Origin of the sequence: Advenella sp. (assembly GCF_052108595.1) — a bacterium.
GTDB lineage: Bacteria > Pseudomonadota > Gammaproteobacteria > Burkholderiales > Burkholderiaceae_B > Advenella.
In genome coordinates, this window is record NZ_JBQEAU010000016.1 from 11,885 (window position 1) to 34,020 (window position 22,136).

23 protein-coding genes are annotated in these 22,136 nt (G+C 56.1%); 15 read left to right on the forward strand and 8 right to left on the reverse strand.

The window, feature by feature from the left end; translation table 11 throughout:
* Together ACTIKR_RS04715 and ACTIKR_RS04720 are read right to left on the reverse strand one after the other, a co-directional pair.
* Positions 1–157, reverse strand: a 157-nt coding sequence (locus tag ACTIKR_RS04715; RefSeq protein WP_442327251.1) for a helix-turn-helix domain-containing protein, incomplete at its 3' end; no start/stop codon positions are given.
* Between the two features lie 288 nt (positions 158–445).
* Positions 446–1,255: a ComF family protein gene (locus ACTIKR_RS04720; RefSeq protein WP_193088311.1), complete on the reverse strand. Its 810-nt coding sequence runs from the start codon at positions 1,253–1,255 to the stop codon at positions 446–448.
* An 80-nt stretch (positions 1,256–1,335) separates the two neighbouring features.
* Between ACTIKR_RS04720 and ACTIKR_RS04725 the strand changes: the two genes are divergently transcribed.
* Entirely contained in the window at positions 1,336–2,253 is a 918-nt protein-coding gene (locus ACTIKR_RS04725) for a methyltransferase domain-containing protein (protein ID WP_193088310.1), read from the forward strand.
* 79 nt (positions 2,254–2,332) lie between these two features.
* Here ACTIKR_RS04725 and ACTIKR_RS04730 read toward each other — a convergent pair whose 3' ends face one another.
* The 4 genes from ACTIKR_RS04730 to ACTIKR_RS04745 all read right to left on the reverse strand — a co-directional run bounded on the left by ACTIKR_RS04730 (position 2,333) and on the right by ACTIKR_RS04745 (position 4,704).
* The gene (locus ACTIKR_RS04730) at positions 2,333–3,373 is read right to left on the reverse strand and encodes an NAD(P)H-dependent glycerol-3-phosphate dehydrogenase (protein ID WP_193088309.1); all 1,041 of its coding nucleotides are present in this window, start codon (positions 3,371–3,373) and stop codon (positions 2,333–2,335) included.
* 6 nt (positions 3,374–3,379) lie between these two features.
* The gene (secB, locus tag ACTIKR_RS04735; protein WP_193088308.1) at positions 3,380–3,916 is read right to left on the reverse strand and encodes a protein-export chaperone SecB; all 537 of its coding nucleotides are present in this window, start codon (positions 3,914–3,916) and stop codon (positions 3,380–3,382) included.
* A 38-nt stretch (positions 3,917–3,954) separates the two neighbouring features.
* On the reverse strand, positions 3,955–4,215 hold the full coding sequence (gene grxC, locus ACTIKR_RS04740; RefSeq protein ID WP_442327252.1) for a glutaredoxin 3: 261 nt from the start codon (positions 4,213–4,215) through the stop codon (positions 3,955–3,957).
* A 72-nt stretch (positions 4,216–4,287) separates the two neighbouring features.
* Positions 4,288–4,704 carry a rhodanese-like domain-containing protein gene (locus ACTIKR_RS04745; RefSeq protein WP_193088307.1) on the reverse strand — a complete coding sequence of 139 codons (417 nt, stop codon included), beginning with the start codon at positions 4,702–4,704 and terminating at the stop codon, positions 4,288–4,290.
* Positions 4,705–4,884: 180 nt separating this feature from the next.
* On the opposite strand from ACTIKR_RS04745, the gene gpmA reads away from it, so the two are divergent.
* From gpmA to ACTIKR_RS04765, 4 genes are all read left to right on the forward strand, one after another.
* Positions 4,885–5,637: a 2,3-diphosphoglycerate-dependent phosphoglycerate mutase gene (gpmA, locus tag ACTIKR_RS04750; protein ID WP_193088306.1), complete on the forward strand. Its 753-nt coding sequence runs from the start codon at positions 4,885–4,887 to the stop codon at positions 5,635–5,637.
* A 62-nt stretch (positions 5,638–5,699) separates the two neighbouring features.
* Positions 5,700–7,325, forward strand: coding sequence for a murein hydrolase activator EnvC family protein (locus ACTIKR_RS04755; protein WP_442327239.1), 1,626 nt, complete (start codon positions 5,700–5,702; stop codon positions 7,323–7,325).
* 29 nt (positions 7,326–7,354) lie between these two features.
* Positions 7,355–9,013 (forward strand): S41 family peptidase, encoded by a 1,659-nt coding sequence (locus ACTIKR_RS04760; protein WP_442327240.1) that lies wholly within the window; start codon positions 7,355–7,357, stop codon positions 9,011–9,013.
* Between the two features lie 3 nt (positions 9,014–9,016).
* The gene (locus ACTIKR_RS04765) at positions 9,017–9,772 is read left to right on the forward strand and encodes a HesA/MoeB/ThiF family protein (RefSeq protein WP_442327241.1); all 756 of its coding nucleotides are present in this window, start codon (positions 9,017–9,019) and stop codon (positions 9,770–9,772) included.
* On the opposite strand, the gene ACTIKR_RS04770 is transcribed toward ACTIKR_RS04765, so the two are convergent.
* Positions 9,769–11,550, reverse strand: a complete 1,782-nt coding sequence (locus ACTIKR_RS04770) for a M61 family metallopeptidase (RefSeq protein ID WP_442327242.1) — start codon at positions 11,548–11,550, stop codon at positions 9,769–9,771. The two genes, ACTIKR_RS04765 and ACTIKR_RS04770, sit on opposite strands and share 4 nt — an antisense overlap.
* Positions 11,551–11,687: 137 nt before the next feature.
* On the opposite strand from ACTIKR_RS04770, the gene ACTIKR_RS04775 reads away from it, so the two are divergent.
* The 10 genes from ACTIKR_RS04775 (at position 11,688) to ACTIKR_RS04820 (ending at position 20,115) form a co-directional block, all read left to right on the forward strand.
* Positions 11,688–12,467, forward strand: a complete 780-nt coding sequence (locus tag ACTIKR_RS04775; RefSeq protein WP_442327243.1) for an enoyl-CoA hydratase — start codon at positions 11,688–11,690, stop codon at positions 12,465–12,467.
* A gap of 257 nt (positions 12,468–12,724) precedes the next feature.
* The gene (locus ACTIKR_RS04780) at positions 12,725–13,171 is read left to right on the forward strand and encodes an ATP synthase subunit I (protein ID WP_442327244.1); all 447 of its coding nucleotides are present in this window, start codon (positions 12,725–12,727) and stop codon (positions 13,169–13,171) included.
* Between the two features lie 65 nt (positions 13,172–13,236).
* The gene (gene atpB, locus ACTIKR_RS04785; protein ID WP_193088299.1) at positions 13,237–14,124 is read left to right on the forward strand and encodes a F0F1 ATP synthase subunit A; all 888 of its coding nucleotides are present in this window, start codon (positions 13,237–13,239) and stop codon (positions 14,122–14,124) included.
* A gap of 128 nt (positions 14,125–14,252) precedes the next feature.
* The gene (gene atpE, locus ACTIKR_RS04790; protein WP_014749574.1) at positions 14,253–14,495 is read left to right on the forward strand and encodes a F0F1 ATP synthase subunit C; all 243 of its coding nucleotides are present in this window, start codon (positions 14,253–14,255) and stop codon (positions 14,493–14,495) included.
* A 145-nt stretch (positions 14,496–14,640) separates the two neighbouring features.
* Positions 14,641–15,111, forward strand: coding sequence for a F0F1 ATP synthase subunit B (locus tag ACTIKR_RS04795; protein ID WP_024005178.1), 471 nt, complete (start codon positions 14,641–14,643; stop codon positions 15,109–15,111).
* Positions 15,112–15,123: 12 nt separating this feature from the next.
* Entirely contained in the window at positions 15,124–15,666 is a 543-nt protein-coding gene (locus ACTIKR_RS04800; RefSeq protein ID WP_193088298.1) for a F0F1 ATP synthase subunit delta, read from the forward strand.
* A gap of 34 nt (positions 15,667–15,700) precedes the next feature.
* Complete coding sequence (gene atpA, locus ACTIKR_RS04805; protein WP_193088297.1) at positions 15,701–17,242, forward strand: F0F1 ATP synthase subunit alpha; 1,542 nt, start codon at positions 15,701–15,703, stop codon at positions 17,240–17,242.
* A 67-nt stretch (positions 17,243–17,309) separates the two neighbouring features.
* A complete protein-coding gene (gene atpG, locus ACTIKR_RS04810; RefSeq protein WP_014749579.1) occupies positions 17,310–18,221 on the forward strand; it encodes a F0F1 ATP synthase subunit gamma in 912 nt (303 codons plus the stop codon).
* A gap of 55 nt (positions 18,222–18,276) precedes the next feature.
* Complete coding sequence (atpD, locus tag ACTIKR_RS04815) at positions 18,277–19,677, forward strand: F0F1 ATP synthase subunit beta (protein ID WP_193088296.1); 1,401 nt, start codon at positions 18,277–18,279, stop codon at positions 19,675–19,677.
* Between the two features lie 9 nt (positions 19,678–19,686).
* Complete coding sequence (locus tag ACTIKR_RS04820) at positions 19,687–20,115, forward strand: F0F1 ATP synthase subunit epsilon (RefSeq protein WP_014749581.1); 429 nt, start codon at positions 19,687–19,689, stop codon at positions 20,113–20,115.
* A 218-nt stretch (positions 20,116–20,333) separates the two neighbouring features.
* Here ACTIKR_RS04820 and ACTIKR_RS04825 read toward each other — a convergent pair whose 3' ends face one another.
* Positions 20,334–22,022: a thiamine pyrophosphate-binding protein gene (locus tag ACTIKR_RS04825; RefSeq protein ID WP_442327245.1), complete on the reverse strand. Its 1,689-nt coding sequence runs from the start codon at positions 22,020–22,022 to the stop codon at positions 20,334–20,336.
* Positions 22,023–22,136: the final 114 nt, after the last annotated feature.

Sequence of the window (22,136 nt, forward strand, 5' to 3'; positions counted from 1 at the left end):
ACTTTTTCAGTAGTGTCAGTTGTCGGTAAAGGGTGCTCTGTGGCAAACCGGTAAGCGTGATCAGCTCGGCCACGGTAACTGGCCGCTCGATTTTGGCGAAAACCGACAGAATATAAAGCGCGCGATCAGCGCCACCTTTGTCCGATTGAGAAAGCATGACCCTGTTGGAAAAGAAGAAGAGAAACGCAGAATAACGTTAATTTCTCAATAATCAAATAATCAATTCCTGACTATCGAGAAAATAATGGAAAACCCCAATTCGATAGGTACGGAATCAAGGTAGTTAGGTCTGCCAGGGATGTAGAGGAACCCGATAGAAGCTGGCGGCGCCGGCTGGCTCCGTCGAGGGATCGGGTTGGCTCTCCGGCAACAGGCCAGGCGACCACCAGGGACACGAAGCGTGTGTGTTCCGCACCGTTTCGCTTCGCAGTCAGTGGTGGGCTGGTCAGTCGTGCTCTGATGGGTGATCCGGCAAACCGATACTGTCGGGCTCATCGCGCGCGACGCAGGGCGTTCTGGCGATGACCACGGCAAATACCCGGTCTACGCCGGCTGCGATCAGTGCCCTGGCGGCGGTATTGAGTGTGCTGCCCGTGGTCAGTACGTCGTCCACCAGAACCGCACACGGCAAATGGCAATTTCGAGCGCAATAATACAGATGTGCGGTGTTGGCGCGCCGCTGTCGGCGGTTCAGCGTACTTTGCTTCAGATGGTCGGGTTCACGGTATAGCAGCGAATGCAGCACCGGCATGTTCAATAATCGGCCCAGTCTGCAGGCGAACTCGGCGGCCGGATTGAAGCCGCGCCGCTGCAGCGAGCGGCGGCTGCCGGGAATCGGGATCAGTGGCGTCAAGGCAGGCCATGGTGGTGAGCCGTTCCCCTGGCTGCCCAGCCGGATCGCATCAACGGCCAGCGCCGCAAACGCGGTGGCCAACTGAAACTGACGGGCGTTCTTGTAGCGCAGAATCAGGCTGTCTGCCGGGCCAACATAGTCAAAGGCAGCGATAACTTTTTCCAGCGATGGCGCCTGGTCGGCGCAGTCCGGGCATGGCCCTGGCGCCGGCAGTGCCAGCGCGCAGCGGGCGCAGCGCCACGGATGTTCGCGCATGGAATGCTGCACGTCGCTTGTGCATCCGGGGCAGAGCCGGCCTAATGGCGCAGTTGCATTGCACAGCGCGCAAGCGGCCCCGATGGCAGCGGACAGACGTGCGCGCAAATAGGAAAATCGTGGGGAAAACGGCCTGACGGCAGTCATGACTGGTCACCTTCATTACAATGGCAGATTGCATAATCTGCCAGAAGACAGCTCTGGCATCAAACGGGTTTGTGATACCAATGTCCCAGCTAATTCATTCGGCTTCGCGGCTGCCCATCAACATGACGCATGTTCGTCAGCAGTTTGCCCGTCGTGGCACGCTGGAAGACGCGCGCTTTTTCTATGACGAAATTGCCACGCGCATGATCGATCGCCTGGGCTATATCAAGGTGGCGCCCGAGCGGATCGTCGACGCCGGTTGCGGCCCCGGCAATTCGCTCTATCTGCTGGCGGCGCGTTACCCGCAGGCATCGATCATCGGCGTGGACCATTGCGCGCCCTTTATTGAGCATTGCCAGAACCAGTTTGTGCCCAAAGGGCTCAAATCCATCATGCAAAAACTTAAGGGGCGGCAAGGTTTTTCCTTCGCGCTCGCCGATATGGCGGCCATGCCCATGCCGCCTGAGTCGGTCGATATGGTCTGGTCCAATCTGGCGCTGCATTGGCATCAGCTACCGCATGACGTCATCCGCGAATGGCGTCGGGTCCTGGGTAACAGCGGCCTGGCCATGTTTTCCTGTCTAGGCCCTGGCACCTTTCGTGAAGTGCGCAACGCTGTCGCGGCAGCGGGCATCCAGACCCAGACCATGCAATTTGTCGACATGCATGATTTCGGCGACATCCTCCTGGAAAATGGCTTTATGGATCCGGTCATGGATCAGGAAGTGATTACGCTGACCTATCGCACGGTGGATGCCCTGCTCAGGGATGTGCGCGGGCTGGGCGGCAATCCGAGCGAAGCACGTGGCGACGGACTCAAGGGGCAAGCGTGGCACAGGCGTCTTCGCGAGGCACTGGAAGCGGGTCGTGGAGAAGACGGTTTATTGCGCTTGTCATTAGAGGTGGCGTATGGGCACGCCTGGTGCAAGCCGGTAAGGCAAAATGCGGCGGGTGAGACTTTGGTTCCGATCAGCACCATCAAGCGGGCAGTACGTTAAGCATGCGCGCGTACGGCGGCGCAGCCCGGTGGCAATGGTGATCATAACGTCGCCGATCGACGGTGCTGGAGCTGCTGCGCTATTCGTTGCGCGATTCGCGTGACAGCAGACGGGATACGGCCTGTAGCGGGGAGACTTTGTCGAACAGTACAGCGCAGACGGCTTCGGTAATGGGCATATCGATATTTAGCCCGCGTGCACGGGTCAGGGCGGCACGGGCACAGCGAACGCCTTCGGCGGTCATGCCCGAAGACAGGATGGTATCCAGGCCCTGACCCTGGCCTAGCGCGACACCCACCTGGCGATTGCGCGACAGGTCTCCGGTTGCCGTCAGGACAAGGTCGCCCAACCCGGTCAGCCCGCTGAAGGTGGCGGCCTCGCCGCCCAGCGCCAGGCCCAGGCGGCTCATTTCGGTCAGTCCACGGGTAATGAGCGCCGCACGTGCATTCATGCCTAGTGCCAGGCCATCAGCAATGCCACAGGCAATCGCAATAACGTTTTTCATGGCGCCGCCCACTTCAACGCCGACCACGTCTTGGCTTCGATAAATGCGGGTATTGCCCGCATGCAGGGCTTCTGTGGCCCGTGCTGTGACGCACTCATGGCGGCTGGCCACAGTCAGTGCAACCGGAAGACCCTGCGCCACTTCGCGCGCAAACGAAGGGCCGGACAGCACACCGGTATACGGAACGATATCGTCAAGAATGGCCTGCACCACTTCGTGAGGCAGGCGCGCCGTTTGCTGCTCGAATCCCTTGCAGGTCCATAGCACAGGCGTTGTTTGCAGGCCGGCAACTGGCAGATGCTCGCGCAAAATAGTACAGGTGTGGGCGATGGCTGCGACAGGTGTGCCCAGGATAATCAGGGACGTTGACGCTTCTTGCAGAAACGCAAACGCCTGGTCAAGACTGTCGCTGGCAAGCAAGCCAGGCGGCAGGGGGATATCCTGCAGATACCGCGGATTGCGATGCTGCTGGTTGATGTGTCGCGCCGTTTCCGGATCACGTGCCCAGACCATGGTCTGGGCATTATTGCAGGCGGCATGCGCCAGCGCTGTGCCCCAGCTGCCTGCTCCAAGAACGAGCACGCGCAATGACAACGGCGAGGGCGCAGGCGTCATGGGCGTTTATTGACGTGTGGTACCGGGAGGCACGTAGAGGCCTGAACCCGTGTCTGGCGAGTCATTGCCGCCGGCCTGGCTTTGTGCTTCCTGTACGCGCTGTTCATACAATGCCTGGAAGTTCACTTCGGCCAAGTGCAGCGGAGGCAGCGAGGTGCGGTTGATGGCATCGGCGACGTTGGCGCGCAGGTAAGGAAACAGCATGGTCGGGCAGACAATACCGATGAGTGGTTCGAACTGTTCTTCAGGCACATTGGCAATTTCAAAAATGCCTGCCTGCGTGCCTTCGACCAGATACAGCGTCTTGTCGCCAACCTTGGTGGTGATCGTCACTGTCACTGTCGCTTCGAAAACGGTATCGGCCAGGCGCTCGCCGCCGACGTTCAGAGACACTTCAACGTTCGGTGTTTCCTGCTCCAGGAAAATTTGCGGTGCATTGGGCATTTCCAGGGAAAGGTCTTTGAGATAGACACGTTGCATCGAGAATACCGGATCTGTTCCTGTCGCGTCGTTGTTCGATGCAGCGTTGTTTTCGTCAGCCATATAACTTCCTAATTATGTAAATATCAAAAATAAGCGGGTTATGCACCCAGCATGTTAACCAGTTTACCGTCGCGGTCAAGTGCCATCAGCTCGTCACAGCCACCGATATGCGCCTGGTCGATGAAGATTTGCGGCACCGTTGTACGCCCGCCGGATCGTTCAATCATAGCAGCCCGCTGCTCCCGGTTTGTGTCAATGCTGATTTTCTCCAGATCGCTCACCCCGCGTTCACGCAATAATTTTTCTGCGCGCACGCAGTAGGGGCAGGTCTGCTTGTAATACATGGTCACTTTTTTCATCATGAGCCTTATCTGTTCTCTGTGTAGCAATGGATGCGGTGCTGCGCCGCCGTGGCGACGCCGGCGATGACGTCAGCTGTGTTGCTTGACGGGCATGCCGTCAGCCTTCCAGGCCCCCATGCCGCCGGCCAGCGTATACACGTTCTCGGTGTTCTTGCTGCGCAGCACGTTGGCCATTTTGGCCGATTCACGTCCATTGTCGCACACCAGGATCAGCGGTTTGTTGCGCGGCAGGGTACCGGCTTTCTGTTCAAAGTCGGCTGCTGGCAGATTGCGGGCAGAAGGAATGGAGCCGCTGCGATAGCTATCGGCGGCACGCAGATCGACAAACACCGCGTTTTCACGGTTGACCAGGTTGACCGCATCTTTGACGCTCAGCCCGGTATTGCCTTTGCCCTGTTGGCGCAGCAGGGGGAAAACCAGCAGGGCGCCGGCTACCAGCAGAAAAATAAGAAAGTAAATCGAGTTTTGATAAAAAAGAAAATCCACAATGAATCCTGTAAATTTCGTTTTTCAAACGCTGAATTTACTGATTATAAAATAGCTCGCCTATTCGTGATAAGACTTCTGTAAAATAGACAAAATTAATGGTTGACCCGGGCCGCAGGCACGCGGCGGGCCGATTTTCAACCCGGTACAGTTTTTCAGTTTGTCTTGCGGGAATCAATAATGTATAAGCTAGTGTTAATGCGCCATGGCGAAAGCCAGTGGAATCTTGAAAACCGGTTTACCGGCTGGAAAGACGTCGATCTGACTGAAACCGGTCGTCAGCAGGCCTGGGAAGCAGGCGAGCTGCTCAAAAAAGAAGGCTACACCTTCGATCTGGCATTCACATCTGTGTTAAAACGCGCCATCCGCACCCTCTGGATCGCCCTGGACGCCATGGATGCCATGTACACGCCGGTGCACTATAGCTGGCGCCTGAACGAAAGGCACTATGGTGCGCTGCAGGGGTTGAACAAGGCGGAAACCGCCCAGAAGTATGGTGATGAGCAGGTGCTGGTGTGGCGTCGGGCCTACGCGATTGCGCCCGAGCCACTGGACGGAGACGACGAACGCCATCCGCGCTTTGATGCCCGCTATAGTCGCATTGCCCCTGCCGATCTGCCGGCAACCGAATGCCTGAAGGATACCGTTGAACGGGTACTGCCATTGTGGAATGAATCCATTGCGCCCGCGATCAAGGCTGGCCGCAATGTGCTTATTTCTGCCCACGGCAATAGTCTGCGTGCATTGATCAAACATCTGGATCAGGTCTCTGAAGACGATATCGTCAATTTAAATATCCCTACCGGCCAGCCGCTGGTCTATGAGCTTGATGAGAACCTCAAGCCCATTAAACACTATTATCTGGGCGACCAGGATGCCATCGCTGCGGCCATGGCTGCTGTTGCGGCCCAGGGAAAGGCCAAAAAGGACTGACGTGATCCGGGTCTCGCGCACATTGCGTCTTCTGTCTGCATGCCGGCCATAGGGAAGGCGTCATGAGTGGGTCCGGTCCCTTGTTATCATTGCGTTTGCTCGGCAGTGCGACGCTTGCCTGTCTGGTTCTGCTTGCGAGCGGGCCGGCGGGCGCGCAATCCATTTCTTCGCTTACCAAACAGCAGCAGAATGCCGAACAGTTGCGTCGTGACCTTCAGGAAAAAATTGCGCAAGTTCAGAAGCGGATCGATGAATCCGAAAGCGATCGCAAGGATGTCACCGAGTCGCTGCGCCAGTCCGAGACCGAAATTTCCCGGCTCAATGCCAGGCTTGATGATCTGGACAGCCAGAGGGACAAGACCGAGAGGGAGCTGGACGACCTGCGCCAGGAGCAGGCCGCGCAGCAGGGGCTCATGGAGCAGCGCCGCCAGGAACTGGCAGAGCAGCTCAAGTCCCAGTACACCCACGGTGTTTCACCATGGGCCGCGCTGCTCTCCGGCGATGATGCACAGAAAATCGGCCGTGACCTGACCTACCTCAGTTATGTTACCAAGGCAAGAACCCAGGCTGTTGAAGCGCTCAACACCGAAATCGCCCGTCTTGACGCCGTCAAAAAGAAGGTGGCGGATCACCGGAAAACGTTGCAGAAATTGGCTGATGACGCAGAAAAAAGCAAGGCTGATCTGGAGCAGGAAAAGCAAAAGCACGCGGCGGTGCTGGCCAGGGTTGAAGAAGATCTGAAAGCGCGGCGGTCCCAGGCTGGCAAGCTGGCGCGGGACGACAAGCGCCTGAACGCGCTTATCGATGATATTCAGGGCAGCATTGTCAAGCAGCGCGAGGCCATTCGTCGTGCCGCAATCGAGCGCGAGGCCCGCGAGGCTGCGCGACGCAAGGCGCTGCAACAGGCCCGTGAGCAGGCCGCTCGTGAAGCTGCCCAGCAGGCGGCGCTTGCGGCAAGGCGCGCGGATCAGGCGGCGCGTCAGGCCCAGGCGGCCCGGGAAGCAGAACAACGCGCCTATATGACGGCCGAAGAACAGACAGAGGCCCTGCGGCGCGCCCGCGAAAACGCGCCATCTGCCGGCGCTGGCGTACCGCCTTCGCCCGACCTGAACACAGCCAGCCGTTCTGCGGCAGCGGCGCAGGAGCAGTTGGCGCTGGCGCGGATACAGCGGGAAAATCTGGAAATCGATCGCGAGAAGGCCCGTCTGGCGCGCCTGAAGGCTGAAGAGCAAGTGCGGCTGGCGCAGAAGGCGCGTGAAGATGAGCGCAAGGCTGCTGCAGAAGCCTCGTCTGGCACTGCCGGCCTGCAGCGCGGTGCACCCTGGCCCGTACGCGGCAGTGTGCAGGGTCGCTTCGGCACGCCGCGTCCCGATACGGGTGATGTCTGGCGCGGCATTCTGATTCGGGCGGGCAGCGGCACGCCGGTCAAGGCGGTTGGCAGCGGTAGCGTAGTTTATGCATCATGGATTCAGGGATTTGGTAACCTCATTATTGTGGATCACCAGAATGGGTATCTGAGTGTATATGGTTACAATCAGAGCCTGAGCAAAAAGGTGGGCGACCGAGTACGCATTGGCCAGACCATTGCCCGTGTCGGCGCTACGGGGGGGCAGGTTGACCCTGGCCTCTATTTCGAAATCAGACAAGGGTCTACTCCGGTAGATCCCATGAGCTGGCTGGCCCGGTAACGGTGCCGCGCATTTATCCGGAAGACGCTATGAAATTGTTTGCAGTGCGCCAGTTGTCATATGTAATTATCATCGGGCTGATTCAGGCAGGCATCGCCTATTCGCCAGTGGCTTTGTCTCAGCAGAAGCCGGCCAATCCGGCGCGGCAGATTCCCGCACCCGAGACTCACGCTCCGCTGCCTGCCGAAGAGTCGTTGCCATTTGCCGAGCTGCAGCGTTTCGCGCGCGTGTACGCTGCGATCAAAAACAGCTACGTAGAGCCGATAGAGGACCAGAAACTGATCGAGTCCGCGATCAAGGGCATGGTTCAGGATCTGGATCCGCATTCGGCCTATCTGGATGAGCAAGAATATGAAGAGATGCGAGTGTCCACCGATGGCGAGTTTGGTGGCCTGGGCATTGAGATCGGCCCCGAAAAAGGCTTTGTGAAAATTATTTCGCCCATTGAAGATACGCCGGCGGCCAAGGCCGGCATCATGCCAGGCGACATCATTACCGGCATCAATGGCGAAAGTATGGAAGGCAAGCCGCTGAACGATGTGGTGAAGAATCTCCGGGGAGACGTGGGTACGTCGATCAAGCTTTCGGTCAGCCGTCCGTCCACCGGCAAACAGTTGGACTTTGATTTGGTCCGCGCTGTGATCAAGGTGCAAAGCGTGCGCAGCAAAATGCTGCCTGATGCGATCGCCTATGTGCGTGTATCGCAGTTTCAGGAACGCACAGGTCCCGATCTGGCGACGCACTTGAAACAGCTGGACGCCAAGGGCAAACCGAAAGGTCTGGTGCTTGATTTGCGCAACGATCCAGGCGGATTGTTGACGGGCGCCATCGGGGTGTCGGCGGCATTTCTGAAGCCCGGCATCAATGTGGTGTCTACCAAGTCCCGCGACGATCAGGATTCGCATGTGTTCAAAGCCGATGCGCGGGACTACGTTCACAATTCGAGTGATTATCTGAAAGGCCTGCCAGCCTGGACCAGAACGGTTCCCATGGTGGCATTGATCAACGTTGGTTCGGCATCAGCTGCGGAAATTGTCGCTGGCGCGCTGCAGGACCACAAGCGCGCCACGGTGATGGGTAATCGCAGTTTCGGCAAGGGTTCGGTCCAGGTGGTCATGCCGCTGGACGATAATACGGCGCTCAAGCTGACCACGGCACGTTATTTCACCCCCTCCGGGCGCTCCATCCAGGCCACCGGCATTGTTCCGGATGTCGTGGTGACGGACACCGAAAAAGGCGATCTGTTCAGCTTCCCGCGCGAGGCCGACCTGGCCGAGCATCTGCGCAATGACCAGGCTGGTGAAAACGGTGAAGTCAAAGGCACCACCTCAATCAAGCCCGACGAAACGGCAGAGGACCAGCAGGTCTTTGAGTTCGGCTCGGCTGACGATTTTCAGCTGGCGCAGGCGGTGAACAAACTGCTGGGCAAACCGGTCAAGGGCGGTGCACCGGTTGCCGAAAAGCAACTGAGCGAGAAGGAAAAGCAGACGGAGAGCAAATCCATTGACGCGGCTTCTGACAGCGTCGCCAAACCGGGACAGGATCAGGGTGATAAGCCAGTCAAGGGCGAACCTGCTGACGCAGATGAGCCTGATAAGGCCGCGCCTGCTGCGCCACCGCCAGTCGAGCGCAAGGCGCCGGCTGATGCTGTCAAGCCGGCGGCACCCGCGCAGCCCGCAGGAAAATAGCCAATGGATGATAACCAGCTACTGCGCTATGCGCGACATCTGATGCTTGAGGCCATCGGCATTGAGGGGCAGGAAAAACTGCTTGCCAGTTCCGTGCTGATCCTCGGGCTCGGTGGGCTGGGCTCGCCGGTGGCCGCGTATCTGGCCTCTGCCGGCGTTGGTCGGCTGGTGCTGGTAGATGACGATCAGGTCGAGCTGTCGAATTTGCAGCGCCAGATCATCCATACCACTGCACGCATCGGCCAGAGCAAGGCAGAATCAGCGCTTGCGGCCATTGGCCAGATCAATCCGGATTGCGGGGTGGACACGGTCGTCGAACGGGTCGACACCGATCGCCTGGGGCAGTTGCTTGCCGGGGTCGATATTATCGTGGACTGCACCGATAATTTCCGCACACGCCAGGCCATCAATGAAGTATGCGTTGCACACGCCAAGCCCTTTGTGTCGGGTGCGGCCATCCGGTTTGCTGGCCAGGTGACGGTGTTTGATACGCGCCACGCAGACTCGCCCTGTTACGCCTGCGCATTTCCTCCCTCAGACAATTTACAGACCGACAACTGTGCCACCATGGGCGTCTTTGCGCCGCTGGTCGGTATCATCGGCAGCGTAGAGGCGGCCGAAACCATCAAAACGCTGCTGGGTGCGGGCGACAACCTGCGCGGTCGGCTGATGATGCTCGATGCGCTATCCATGCAGTGGCAAACGCTGCTGCTGGAGCGCAATCTGGCATGTCCAGTGTGTGCAACACGCGATCGTTAATTGCTGTCCTGGCTGGCAGATTGCCTGGTTAAATTGCACTTGTCATGAGCCGGCGCCTGCAGCGTGAGTTGCGTGCTGCGCAGCTCATCACGTCTGAAATAATGAATAAGGACTTGCTGTCCGGGCCGGTAGCGGTCCTGCAGCTTGTCCCAGTTTGACGCTTCAATGCGCAGGCCATCCATGGCCAGCAGAATATCGCCGGCCGACAGGCCTGCCGCATGCGCTGCGCCGCCTTCAATAACCTGCGCCAGGCCCGGTTCACCGGTTGCCGTGGCCCGCATGGTGGCGCCAATGCCTGGTGCGCGGCGCTCGGTCTGCCAGGACAGGCTGATGCCTTGTGTTTCCAGCAACGAGGCCAGCGGCAAATCGTCTGTTTGTTCGGTGGCCGCGTCAATAAATGACTGCAGATCCACGCCCGTCGCCTGCTTGAGCAGGCCCGCAAATTCATGCTCCTGCAAGCCACGCTGGCGTGACTGGTAAAAGCGGCGGCCATAGCGATCCCAAAGCAATCGCATGACGTCGTCCAGCGACTTGCGGTTGCCGGTGGCGTTGCGAATGCTCAGATCCAGCGCCAGCGCGACCAGGGACCCCTTTGTATAGTAGCTGACGATATTGTTGATGGAACTCTCGTCCTGGCGATAATATCGATTCCATGCGTCAAAGGAGCTGTCGGCTACGCTCTGCCTGAAGCGCCCCGGCGCCCTGTGTACGCCGGTAATAGTCTTGCCCAGCAGTTGCAGATAGTCGTTTTCATCTACGACGCCGGCGCGCAATAGCATCAGATCATCGTAGTATGAGGTGAAGCCTTCGAAAATCCACAGCAAGCTGGTCAGATTGGGCTGGGACAGATCATAGGGGACAAAGGCCTGCGGCTTGATGCGCTTGACATTCCATGTATGAAAATATTCGTGGCTGACCAGACCGAGAAAACCGGTATAGCCTTCGCTGCGTTCATCGTTGCCGATCACAGGCAGGTCCTGGCGGGACGCCACCAGTGCCGTGGAGGCGCGATGCTCCAGGCCGCCATAATCCTTTCCTGTCACGTAAGTCATGAACACATAGCGATCGGCGCTGTCCAGAAACGGTGCGCGCTGGCTGCGAGGCTCAAAAAAACGGATCTGGGTTTCGCAGATTTTCGCCGTATCGCGTGCAATGCGCTTGAAGTCGACGTTGGGCAACACCCCGGTGAACACCATTTCATGTTTGGCCCCGCATACGGTAAACGTTTCCACGTGAGGCGTGCCCATCTCGACCGGATGGTCCACCAGGGCATCGTAATCGGGCGCCTCATAGACCCCGAACCGATGCGGCAGGGTCGTCTGCCGGCCCCGGCGTGCCGGTCGCAGGCTGGTATAAACGCGCCAATGGCGGGTGCTGCTGCCCGGTTCAATCGTCACCTGGCATGGTTGCTTTTCGCGGCCATGCACTTTCAGAAAAACGCTGGTGCCATTGAAAAAGCCATGGGTCTGATCCAGATGGGCGCAGCGCACCGACAGATCCCAGGCGTACACCCGATAATTGAGCGTCAGGCGGCGGGAGCTGGGCGCCACTTGCCAGGTGTGGTTATCCAGTTTTTTGACGGCCAGCGCAGATCTGCCGGTCTTTGCCGTCAGGCCGTGAATATGCCGGGAAAAATCCCGTATCAGATAGCTGCCGGGGATCCATGCCGGCAGCGACACAACCTGGCCGCGACGGTCGGGGTTGTCAATGGTGACCTGGACATCAAAATAATGAGCGGCGGGGTCGGCGGGCGTGATCTGATAGGAAACGGAAGGCATACTGACTCTGTAAAATTTTGGGGTTAAGTAAGTAACTATAGCAAAAACCGCAGGTTTGTCGTTTTTTGACCATTCAGTGGCTACAATAATCGACACAATTTCAGTGAATATCCGAATACTCACAGGGAGACCGAAGCATGTCAGAAGAATTTGTCGTATCGCGTGTCGAAGGCGCTGTCGGCGTCATTACCATCAATCGTCCCAAGGTCCTGAATGCGCTTAGCAATGAGCTGATGCGCGTACTTAGCCAGGCCCTGCTGGCCATGCAGGCAGACAGCAGTGTCAATGTCATTGTATTGACCGGTTCCGACAAGGCGTTTGCTGCCGGTGCCGATATCTCGGCCATGAAAGACTGGGATTATATGGATGTCTACAAGAGCAATTACATTGGCGGCGACTGGGAAACCATGAAGAATGTCATTCGCAAGCCAGTCATTGCGGCGGTCTCGGGCTATGCCTTGGGCGGTGGTTGCGAGCTGGCCATGATGTGCGACACCATCTATGCGGCCGAAAGCGCCCGATTCGGCCAGCCCGAAATCAAGTTGGGTACGATCCCCGGCCTGGGCGGCACGCAGCGGTTGACCCGCGCAGTGGGCAAGGCCAAGGCCATGGATCTGGTGCTCACGGGCCGCATGATGGACGCCAAGGAAGCAGAAAGCGCGGGGCTGGTTGCTCGTGTCCTGCCGGTCGAAAATTTTCTCGAGGAAGTGATCAAGATCGCGCAGGGCATGGCGGGCATGTCGCAAACTACGCTCATGATGGCCAAGGAATGCGTCAACGTGGCGCTGGAAACAACACTTGAGCAGGGGTTGTTGTTTGAGCGCCGTGTATTTCACGCAACGTTTGCGACAAAGGACCAGAAAGAAGGGATGGACGCCTTTGTTGGCAAGCGAGCACCTGCCTTCAATAATATGTAAGAAAACGTCCCCGCGTCTTGCCTATGACTTGAAATATACGATATACTTCTATGGCTTAACTGAATGCTAAAAACCGTTATGAACGGCGCGGGGGCTTTACTTATGAATCATCCATCGGCATGAATCATCCAACGGGAGCCATCGGACCTGATCGTACGAAGCATTTGCCGGGAAGGTCGGTTTTGCAGTCCGGGGTGTCTACAGATACGCCCGTTGCCAATAACCAACACACCGCAGTAGGAAAGGCTGCGACGGTAATGTCAGAAAAAGCACAAACAACGCCACAGGAAGCGCGTTCACTGAGCTTGACTCCACAAGAGCGAGCCAGGATGAACGCAAGGGCGGCAAGGGGCCTGGTTAATCTGGTGCTGGCACAAGCAGCGTTGCTGCTCATAACAGCACTGGTGAGTTGGCTTGTTGCGGGGGGCTATGCAGCGCTATCGGCGCTGGTCGGGGGGTTGATTTATCTGATCCCATCCTCGTTCGCTGCTCTTCATATGCTTGTAAAGATTTACAGTCAGGCTAACGCCGGTGCGCTTACGTTCTTTTGGACGCAAGCGCTGAAGATTGGCGGAACGCTGGCATTGCTGGCCCTGGTAGTCAGGTTCGCGGGAACCTACCTTGTCTGGCCTGCCTTGCTGATCGGGCTTGTTGTTGTATTGAAGGGGTATGTCCTGCTGCTTGTGTTGAATAAACTCAGGTAGTCAGACATAAATGGGATAAATCAAAATGCAGCCTGAACCGGCTGCGAATTTGGAGTACGTACTAAATGGCTGCATCTGCCGAAGTATCGCCTCAGTCAGCTTATGTCCAGCATCACCTGGCGCACCTGAACAATACGGGTCATCCTCAAACCAGCATTCTGGATATGAGTGTTATCAATTACGACTCCGTATTCTGGTCTCTGGCCACGGGTCTGGCTGTCGTATTCCTCCTATGGCTGGCAGCCCGCCGTGCGACCAATGGCGTACCTGGTCGTTTTCAGGCTAGCGTCGAAATGGTTGTTGATATGGTCAACGATCAGGCAAAAAGCATTGTTCATAACGAAGTATCGCGCAAGTTCATCGCGCCATTGGCGTTGACCGTGTTTTTGTGGGTCACGCTGATGAACGTGCTGGACCTTATCCCGGTTGATCTGGCTGGTGCCATTTTCGGCTGGCTGGGCCTGACCGGTGACGCTACTGCGCATGGCCCCCTGTATTATCATCGCATTCTTCCTACTGCCGACTTGAACGTTCCCATGGGAATGTCTCTGGCTGTGTTGCTGCTGTCTTTTTACTACGGTATCAAAATCAAGAGCGCCGGTGGTTTTGTGAAAGAGCTGTTCACTGCGCCGTTTCACGCGCATGGCTTTGCCGCTGTCCTGCTGTCGCCTTTCAATCTGTTGCTCAATATCATCGAATACGCTGCCAAAACCGTTTCTCTCGGTATGCGGTTGTTCGGTAATATGTTCGCCGGTGAACTGTTGTTCATGCTGATTGCCCTGTTGGGTGGTGCATGGACCGGTTTTTCCGCAATGAATATCGGGCTTGGCATTGGCCAGGTACTGGCCGGATCAATATGGGCTATTTTCCATATCCTGATCATCCTGCTCCAGGCCTTTATTTTCATGATGCTGACCCTGGTATATCTTGGTCAGGCGCATGAGAGCCACTAAGGTTTCGTCATAGCAGGTTCTGTTATGCCGTAGTCGGTAGATCGGAAATCAATAACCGATCTACCAAGTTTTAAGCAGTAATTTTCCATCTTTAAATTGTTTTAGGTTCATAACCACAAGGAGTTGTCATGACCACAGCAGCTTTCGTTGCTCTTGCTTGCGCTTTCATCATCGGCCTGGGCGCTATAGGCGCGTGTATCGGTATCGGTATCATGGGCGGTAAATACCTCGAAGCATCCGCTCGTCAGCCAGAACTGATGAACGTTTTGCAAACTAAAATGTTCTTGTTGGCTGGTCTTATCGACGCTGCGTTCCTGATCGGTGTTGGTATCGCCATGCTGTTCGCGTTCGCAAGCCCGTTTGGTGCCTGATAACAAGACGTAAGGCCATCTTCGGATGGTGGTGAACAAGATGGAATAGCGAACCCTGAAATTCAGGGTTCGCCAATGACAAAAGTTCAAGTAAATTTCAGGATTTCGCCCAGGCGAAACCGCCCATTATTGAAGGGAAACGACCGTGAATTTAAACGCGACGCTCTTTTTCCAGACGCTCGTTTTTTTTGTGCTGGCGTGGTTCACGATGAAATTCGTGTGGCCTCCGCTGATCAAGGCCATTGAAGAACGTCGTCAGAAGATTGCCGATGGTCTGGCTGCAGCCGACAAAGGCAAAGCGGATCTCGCTCAGTCCCAGGCTCGTATCAGTCTGATCGAAGCCGATGCCAAGCAGCAAACACATGCTCGCTTGCAGGACGCTGAAAAACATGCCGCATCGATTGTTGATGCTGCCCGCGGAGAAGCAGAAACTGAACGTTCACGCATCATCGCTCAGGCCCAACAGGATGCCGAGCGTGAAGTGCAGCGTGTACGGGACAGCCTGCGTGATGAAGTAGCTGCCCTTGCCGTCAAAGGCGCAGAGCAGATTCTCAAGCGCGAAGTCAATCCTCAGACGCATGCCGAGTTGCTGAACCAACTCAAGGCACAGCTTTAATTCGGAAATACCATGGCAGAACTATCAACCGTTGCCCGTCCGTACGCCGAGGCGCTTTTTGCCTCTGCGAAAAATGATCCGGCAGGTCTTGCTGCATGGTCGGATGCCGTCAATGAGCTCGCGCAGCTTTCAAGTCTGAAAGATGTGCGTGAAGCGATGTCAGATCCGCAACTGGAACGAAAAACAAAAGAAGATGTTTTTCTGGGCCTGCTCAAAACGTCCTTGTCGCAGCCAATGCGCAATTTCGTCGACCTGCTCATTGAAAACGATCGTCTTTTGCTCCTGCCACAAATCGCCGAGCAGTTCGAGGCGCTCAGAAACCGCAATGATGGGACTGCGCAGGCAGATATCACCAGTGCTTTCGAGATGTCCGAAGCCCAGGTGCAGGAACTGATTGCCGGGCTGGAGAAAAAATTCGGCGTTAAACTGAAGCCGGTTGTTACCGTTGATCCATCGCTTATCGGTGGCGTTCGCGTAACAGTAGGTGATCAGGTATTAGATACTTCCGTGCAGGCTCAGTTGAGCCGCCTGCGCGACACACTGGCGGCTCACTAAGCGCCATACATAACAGGATTTCAGGAGTCTGAACATGCAACTCAATCCGTCAGAAATCAGCGAACTGCTCAAAAGCCGTATTGAAGGCCTGGGCGCTTCTGCCGATGTTCGTACGCAAGGTACGGTTGTTTCCGTAACCGACGGTATCACACGCGTCCACGGTCTTTCCGATGTGATGCAAGGCGAAATGCTGGAGTTTCCCAATAACGTCTACGGTCTTGCTCTGAACCTCGAGCGTGACTCCGTGGGTGCCGTTATTCTGGGTGATTACACCGGCGTATCCGAAGGTGATCAAGTCAAAACAACCGGTCGTATTCTCGAAGTACCCGTTGGCCCCGAATTGCGCGGCCGCGTGGTCAACGCACTGGGTCAGCCCATCGACGGTAAAGGTCCGGTCAACGCGAAAGCAACCGACATTATCGAGAAAGTGGCACCCGGCGTTATTGAGCGCCAGTCTGTTTCTCAGCCGTTGCAAACCGGTATTAAATCAATCGACTCCATGGTGCCTATCGGCCGTGGTCAGCGCGAACTGATTATTGGTGACCGCCAGACAGGTAAAACCGCTGTTGCCATCGACGCGATCATCAGCCAGAAAGGCAAGAACGTGACCTGCGTTTACGTTGCTATCGGTCAGAAAGCCTCTACCGTGAACAACGTGGTCCGTAAGCTCGAAGAGCTCGGCGCAATGGAATACACGATTGTTGTTGCAGCTACTGCATCTGACTCTGCTGCCATGCAGTATCTGTCAGCGTATGCCGGTTGCACCATGGGTGAATATTTCCGCGACCGTGGTGAAGATGCCCTGATCGTTTATGATGATCTGACCAAACAAGCCTGGGCATACCGTCAGGTTTCCCTGTTGCTGCGTCGCCCGCCAGGCCGTGAAGCTTATCCTGGTGACGTGTTCTATCTGCACTCCCGTCTGCTTGAGCGTGCAGCTCGCGTTAACACAAATTACGTAGAAAAATTCACCAATGGTGAAGTGAAAGGCAAAACCGGTTCTCTGACCGCGCTGCCGATCATTGAAACCCAGGCAGGCGACGTTTCTGCGTTCGTTCCTACCAACGTGATTTCCATTACCGACGGCCAGATCTTCCTTGAGACCGATCTGTTCAACGCCGGTGTGCGCCCAGCGATCAACGCGGGTATCTCCGTATCGCGGGTTGGTGGTGCAGCGCAGACCAAAGTCATCAAAAAACTGTCCGGTGGTATTCGTACCGACTTGGCCCAGTATCGTGAATTGGCAGCCTTTGCCCAGTTTGCCTCCGATCTTGACGACGCAACACGCCGTCAGCTCGAGCGTGGTAAACGCGTGGTCGAACTGCTCAAGCAGCCTCAATACCAACCTTTGCAGGTTTGGGAACTGGCCGTCTCACTGTACGCCGTGAACAATGGCTACCTGGACGACGTTGAAGTCGAGAAGGTTCTGTCCTTCGAGAAAGGCCTGAAAGATGAGCTTAAGAACAAGCACGCTGATCTGATCGGCCGTATCGAAGATACGAAAGAACTGTCCAAAGAAGACGAAGCTGCACTGAAAGATATTGTTGCCAGCTTCAAATCTGGTGGCTCATATTAAGTAAGTCCGTGAGGTGCAGGGCCTGTTGCCGTGCACCTTCCTGAAATTGGTTTAACAGGAAAGCGAAATGCCTGGAATCAAGGAAATTCGTACGAAGATCAAGAGCGTGCAAAACACGCGCAAGATCACCAAGGCCATGGAAATGGTGGCAGCATCCAAAATGCGCAAGGCGCAGGAAAGAATGCGTGCCGGCCGTCCCTATGCCAAGAAAGTACGCGAAATCGCTGCACACATGATGCAAACGCATCCTGACTACCGTCATCCGTACATGGAAGAACGTACAGATATCAAGGCGGTGGGTGTAGTGCTGGTCACCACAGACAAGGGTCTGTGCGGCGGCCTGAATACAAATATCTCCCGGCTGGTGCTGGCGCGTCTCAAGGAATTTGAAGCCAAGGGTATCAAGGTCCAGACGACTGCCCTGGGTAATAAAGGGTTGAGCCTGCTGACACGTATCGGTAGCAATCTGGTATCCAACGAAGTGCAGCTTGGTGATCAGCCACATCTTGAACGTCTGATTGGCGCTCTCAAGGTACAGCTTGACGATTATCTGGACGGCAAGATCGATGCCCTCTATGTGGCGTCCACGCATTTCGTGAACACCATGAGGCAGGAGCCAACGATCATGCGTCTGCTGCCGTTGCCGGATGGCTTGAAGGATCCATTTGTCGCCGGTGCTGCAAAAGCCGAAGACGAAGAGGCAGCGATCGAATCGAGCTACCAGTGGGACTACATCTTCGAGCCCGATGCCAAATCGGTCATCGACGATTTGCTGGCCCGTTACGTTGAGGGTCTGGTGTATCAGGCAGTTGCGGAAAATATGGCGTCAGAGCAGTCGGCACGGATGGTGGCGATGAAGGCTGCATCGGACAATGCAAAGAAAGTGATCGGAGAGCTGCAACTGGTTTACAACAAAACCCGTCAGGCATCTATCACCAAAGAAATTTCAGAAATCGTGGGGGGCGCCGCGGCCGTGTAACCTTCGGGTCAACACGAACCGGCATCTTTCAATCGTTATTAAGTAAGGAATCGACATGAGTAACGGTACCATCGTTCAGTGCATCGGCGCCGTCGTGGATATTCAGTTCCCACGCGACAACATGCCAAAAGTTTATGAAGCCCTTGTCCTGGCGGACAATGAATCAAAATTCGCCGAGAAAGGTTTGACACTGGAAGTTCAGCAACAGCTGGGCGACGGTGTTGTGCGTACGATTGCAATGGGCTCAAGTGACGGTCTGCGTCGCGGCATGTCCGTTGGCCGTACCAACGCTGCTATTTCCGTTCCTGTCGGTGAAGCCACTCTGGGCCGCATCATGGATGTGCTGGGTCGTCCTATCGACGAAGCCGGTCCTATTGCTACCGAGGAAAGACGCGCAATTCACCAGCCTGCACCAAAGTTTGACGAACTGTCTCCTTCGGTCGAGCTGCTGGAAACCGGCATCAAGGTGATTGACCTGGTTTGCCCGTTCGCCAAAGGCGGTAAAGTGGGCCTGTTCGGTGGTGCCGGTGTGGGCAAAACCGTTAACATGATGGAACTCATCAACAACATCGCCAAACAGCACTCCGGTCTGTCCGTGTTTGCCGGTGTGGGTGAGCGTACTCGTGAAGGTAATGACTTCTATCACGAAATGGAAGAGTCCAACGTTCTGGACAAAGTAGCCATGGTGTTCGGTCAGATGAACGAACCTCCGGGCAACCGTCTGCGCGTGGCTTTGACCGGCCTGACAATGGCCGAGAAATTCCGTGACGAAGGCCGTGACATTCTGTTCTTCGTTGATAACATTTATCGTTACACCCTGGCCGGAACCGAAGTATCTGCGCTGCTGGGTCGTATGCCTTCTGCGGTGGGCTATCAGCCAACACTGGCCGAGGAAATGGGTGTACTGCAAGAGCGTATTACCTCTACCAAAACCGGTTCCATTACATCGATCCAGGCCGTTTACGTTCCCGCCGATGACTTGACCGACCCATCTCCTGCTACAACCTTCCAGCATTTGGACTCTACGGTCGTGCTGTCGCGTGACATCGCTTCTCTGGGTATTTATCCAGCGGTTGACCCACTGGATTCCACCAGCCGTCAGCTGGATCCGCAAGTGGTTGGTGAAGAGCATTACGCAGTGGCCCGTGGTGTGCAGCAGACACTGCAACGCTACAAAGAATTGCGCGACATTATTGCGATTCTGGGTATGGACGAGCTGTCTCCTGAAGACAAACAGGCTGTTGCCCGTGCACGTAAAATCCAGCGCTTCCTGTCTCAGCCGTTCCACGTTGCCGAGGTCTTTACCGGCTCTCCTGGTAAATACGTACCGTTGTCTGAAACCATTCGCGGCTTCAAGATGATTGTTGACGGTGAATGCGATGCGCTGCCCGAACAGGCTTTCTACATGGTCGGTACCATCGATGAAGCCTTTGAAAAAGCGAAAGGCTTAAAATAAGGAATAACTATGGCTACTTTACTCAAAGTAGATGTTGTCAGTGCTGAAGCATCCATCTTCTCGGGCGAAGCCAAGTTTGTATCTTTGCCGGGTGAAAGCGGTGAGCTGGGCGTTCTGCCCGGCCACACGCCGCTGATCTCCAAGGTCCGTCCTGGTACGTTGAAAATCGTACGTGAAGATGGAACAGAAGAGCTGGTGTTTGTAGCCGGTGGTATTCTTGAAGTGCAGCCATTTGGCGTTACAGTCCTGTCCGACACGGCAATCCGTGCGGCAGACCTGGACGAAGCCAAGGCCGAGAAGGCTCGCCAGCAGGCGCTGGAAGCACTCGAGAACGCACACGACAAGCAGGATATTGCCGCTGTCGAAGCCGAACTGGCTATGCTGGCAGCGCAGGTTGCTGCTGCCCGCCGATTGGCCAACATGAAAAATCGTCACTGATTTTTCATTGTTGCTGCGGTACTGTCAGTAAAAGTAAAAGACGCCCTGGTGGCGTCTTTTGCTTTTTGTGTCCCCAGGCTGATTGTCCTCGCGATCCAGGCTTGTCGCAAATAGTTTGAAGGCACACCAGTGCGGGTGCTTACCCTTATAAATGCCTGGATCAGGCCCGGGTAGTGACGGTTTGTGGTGCGCTTCAAACCGCCAGTGTCTTCACGGGATTACTTCGTTTGTGATTTTTCTGCAGCAGCGCGCAGTTGATCCAGCGTGGCGGTAGGGGTAATGGCTTGCGGATCGATCAGGCAGTGCAAAATCGCTGGTTTGCCGCTGGCCACTGCCCGCTCAAACGCAGGCCCGAAATCTTCGCTCTTTTCCACCCGCTCTCCATGGCCGCCAAACGCCACCGCATAAGCGGCAAAATCCGGATTCTGCAGGTCGGTGGCGCTGACGCGGCCAGGGTAGTGTTTTTCCTGGTGCATGCGTATCGTACCGTACATGCTGTTGTCGAACACAAGCACAATAATATTCAATCCGTACTGTACGGCAGTGGCAAACTCCTGACCGTGCATCAGAAAGCAACCATCGCCGGCAAAGCAGACAACCTGCCGCTGTGGCATGACGCGCTTGGCGCCTACGGCAGCGGGCGCCCCGTAGCCCATTGACCCGGAAGTAGGGGCCAATTGGGTATTGAAATGATTGAAGCGGTGAAAGCGATGCAGCCAGGTGGCATAGTTGCCGGCGCCATTGGTTAGAATGGCGTCCGGTTCCAGATTGTTTTCAAGATACGCCATGACTTTACCCATTTGCAGGTCGCCGGGCGTGCTCACAGACTGTGGATCGCTCCATTCCAGATAGGCTGCATGGGCGGCATCAACATAGTCCTTGCGCGTGCCCTGGTCGCTGACAGAGAGCCCGGTGGCGGCATTGACAAACTGAACTGGCGTGGCGTTGATGGCCAGTGTTGCCTGATAGACGCGGTTCAGTTCCTGGCTGTCCGGGTGAACATGAATCAGCGACTGTTTTGGTACCGGGATGTCCAGTAGTGTGTAACTTTGCGAAGCGATTTCCGACATGCGTCCGCCCACCAGCAGAATCACGTCGGCTTCCTGCGCCATCTTGAGTAGTTTCGGATTGATGCCCAGACCTATATCACCAACGAAATTGGGATGCGACGACGGGAACAGATGCTGGCGGCGGAACTGGACCGCTACAGGAAGTTGCTGCCTTTCGGCAAAACGGACAAAATTATTGACGGCCTCTTGTGTCCAGCGTGAGCCGCCAAGGATGGCCAGTGGTTTTTTCGCACCCGCCAGCAGGGTGGCCATTTGCGCCATGTGTTCAGGAGCCGGAGCTGACTCTACCGGTTCTACGCGTGGCGCGTCCGCTACGGTGGCCAACTGCACCAGCATGTCTTCCGGCAGGGCGACGACAACGGGTCCCGGGCGACCGGACATGGCCACGTGAAAGGCGCGCGCGATGAGTTCGGGAATGCGCGCCGCATCATCGATTTCCGTGGTCCATTTTGTCTGCGTACCAAAAACGGCGCGGTAGTCCACTTCCTGAAAGGCTTCACGCTCGCGCATGCCGGTTTCAATTTGTCCAACAAAGACGATAAGAGGCGTGGAATCCTGCTTGGCGATGTGAATACCCGCCAGGGCGTTGGAGATGCCCGGACCGCGGGTCACCATGCAGATGCCGGGCCGGCCCGTGAGCTTGCCGTGGGCTTCTGCCATCATGGCCGCACCCCCTTCCTGGCGGCACACCGTGACATTGATGCTGGCGTCGTGCAAAGCATCCAAAACGGCCAGGTAACTCTCACCTGGAACACAAAAGACATGATCAACGTCCTGACGGACGAGTTGATCGACGATAATTTCTCCACCGGGACGACTCTGGCTATTGTTTTGCATGAGTGTTCTATAATTTCAGTTGTGAAAGGAATGCTGTCCATGATTCCAAATCAGCGTGTCACTTGTGTTGCACGCACAATCACAGACAACATTATCATTGTAAAGTATAGGCGA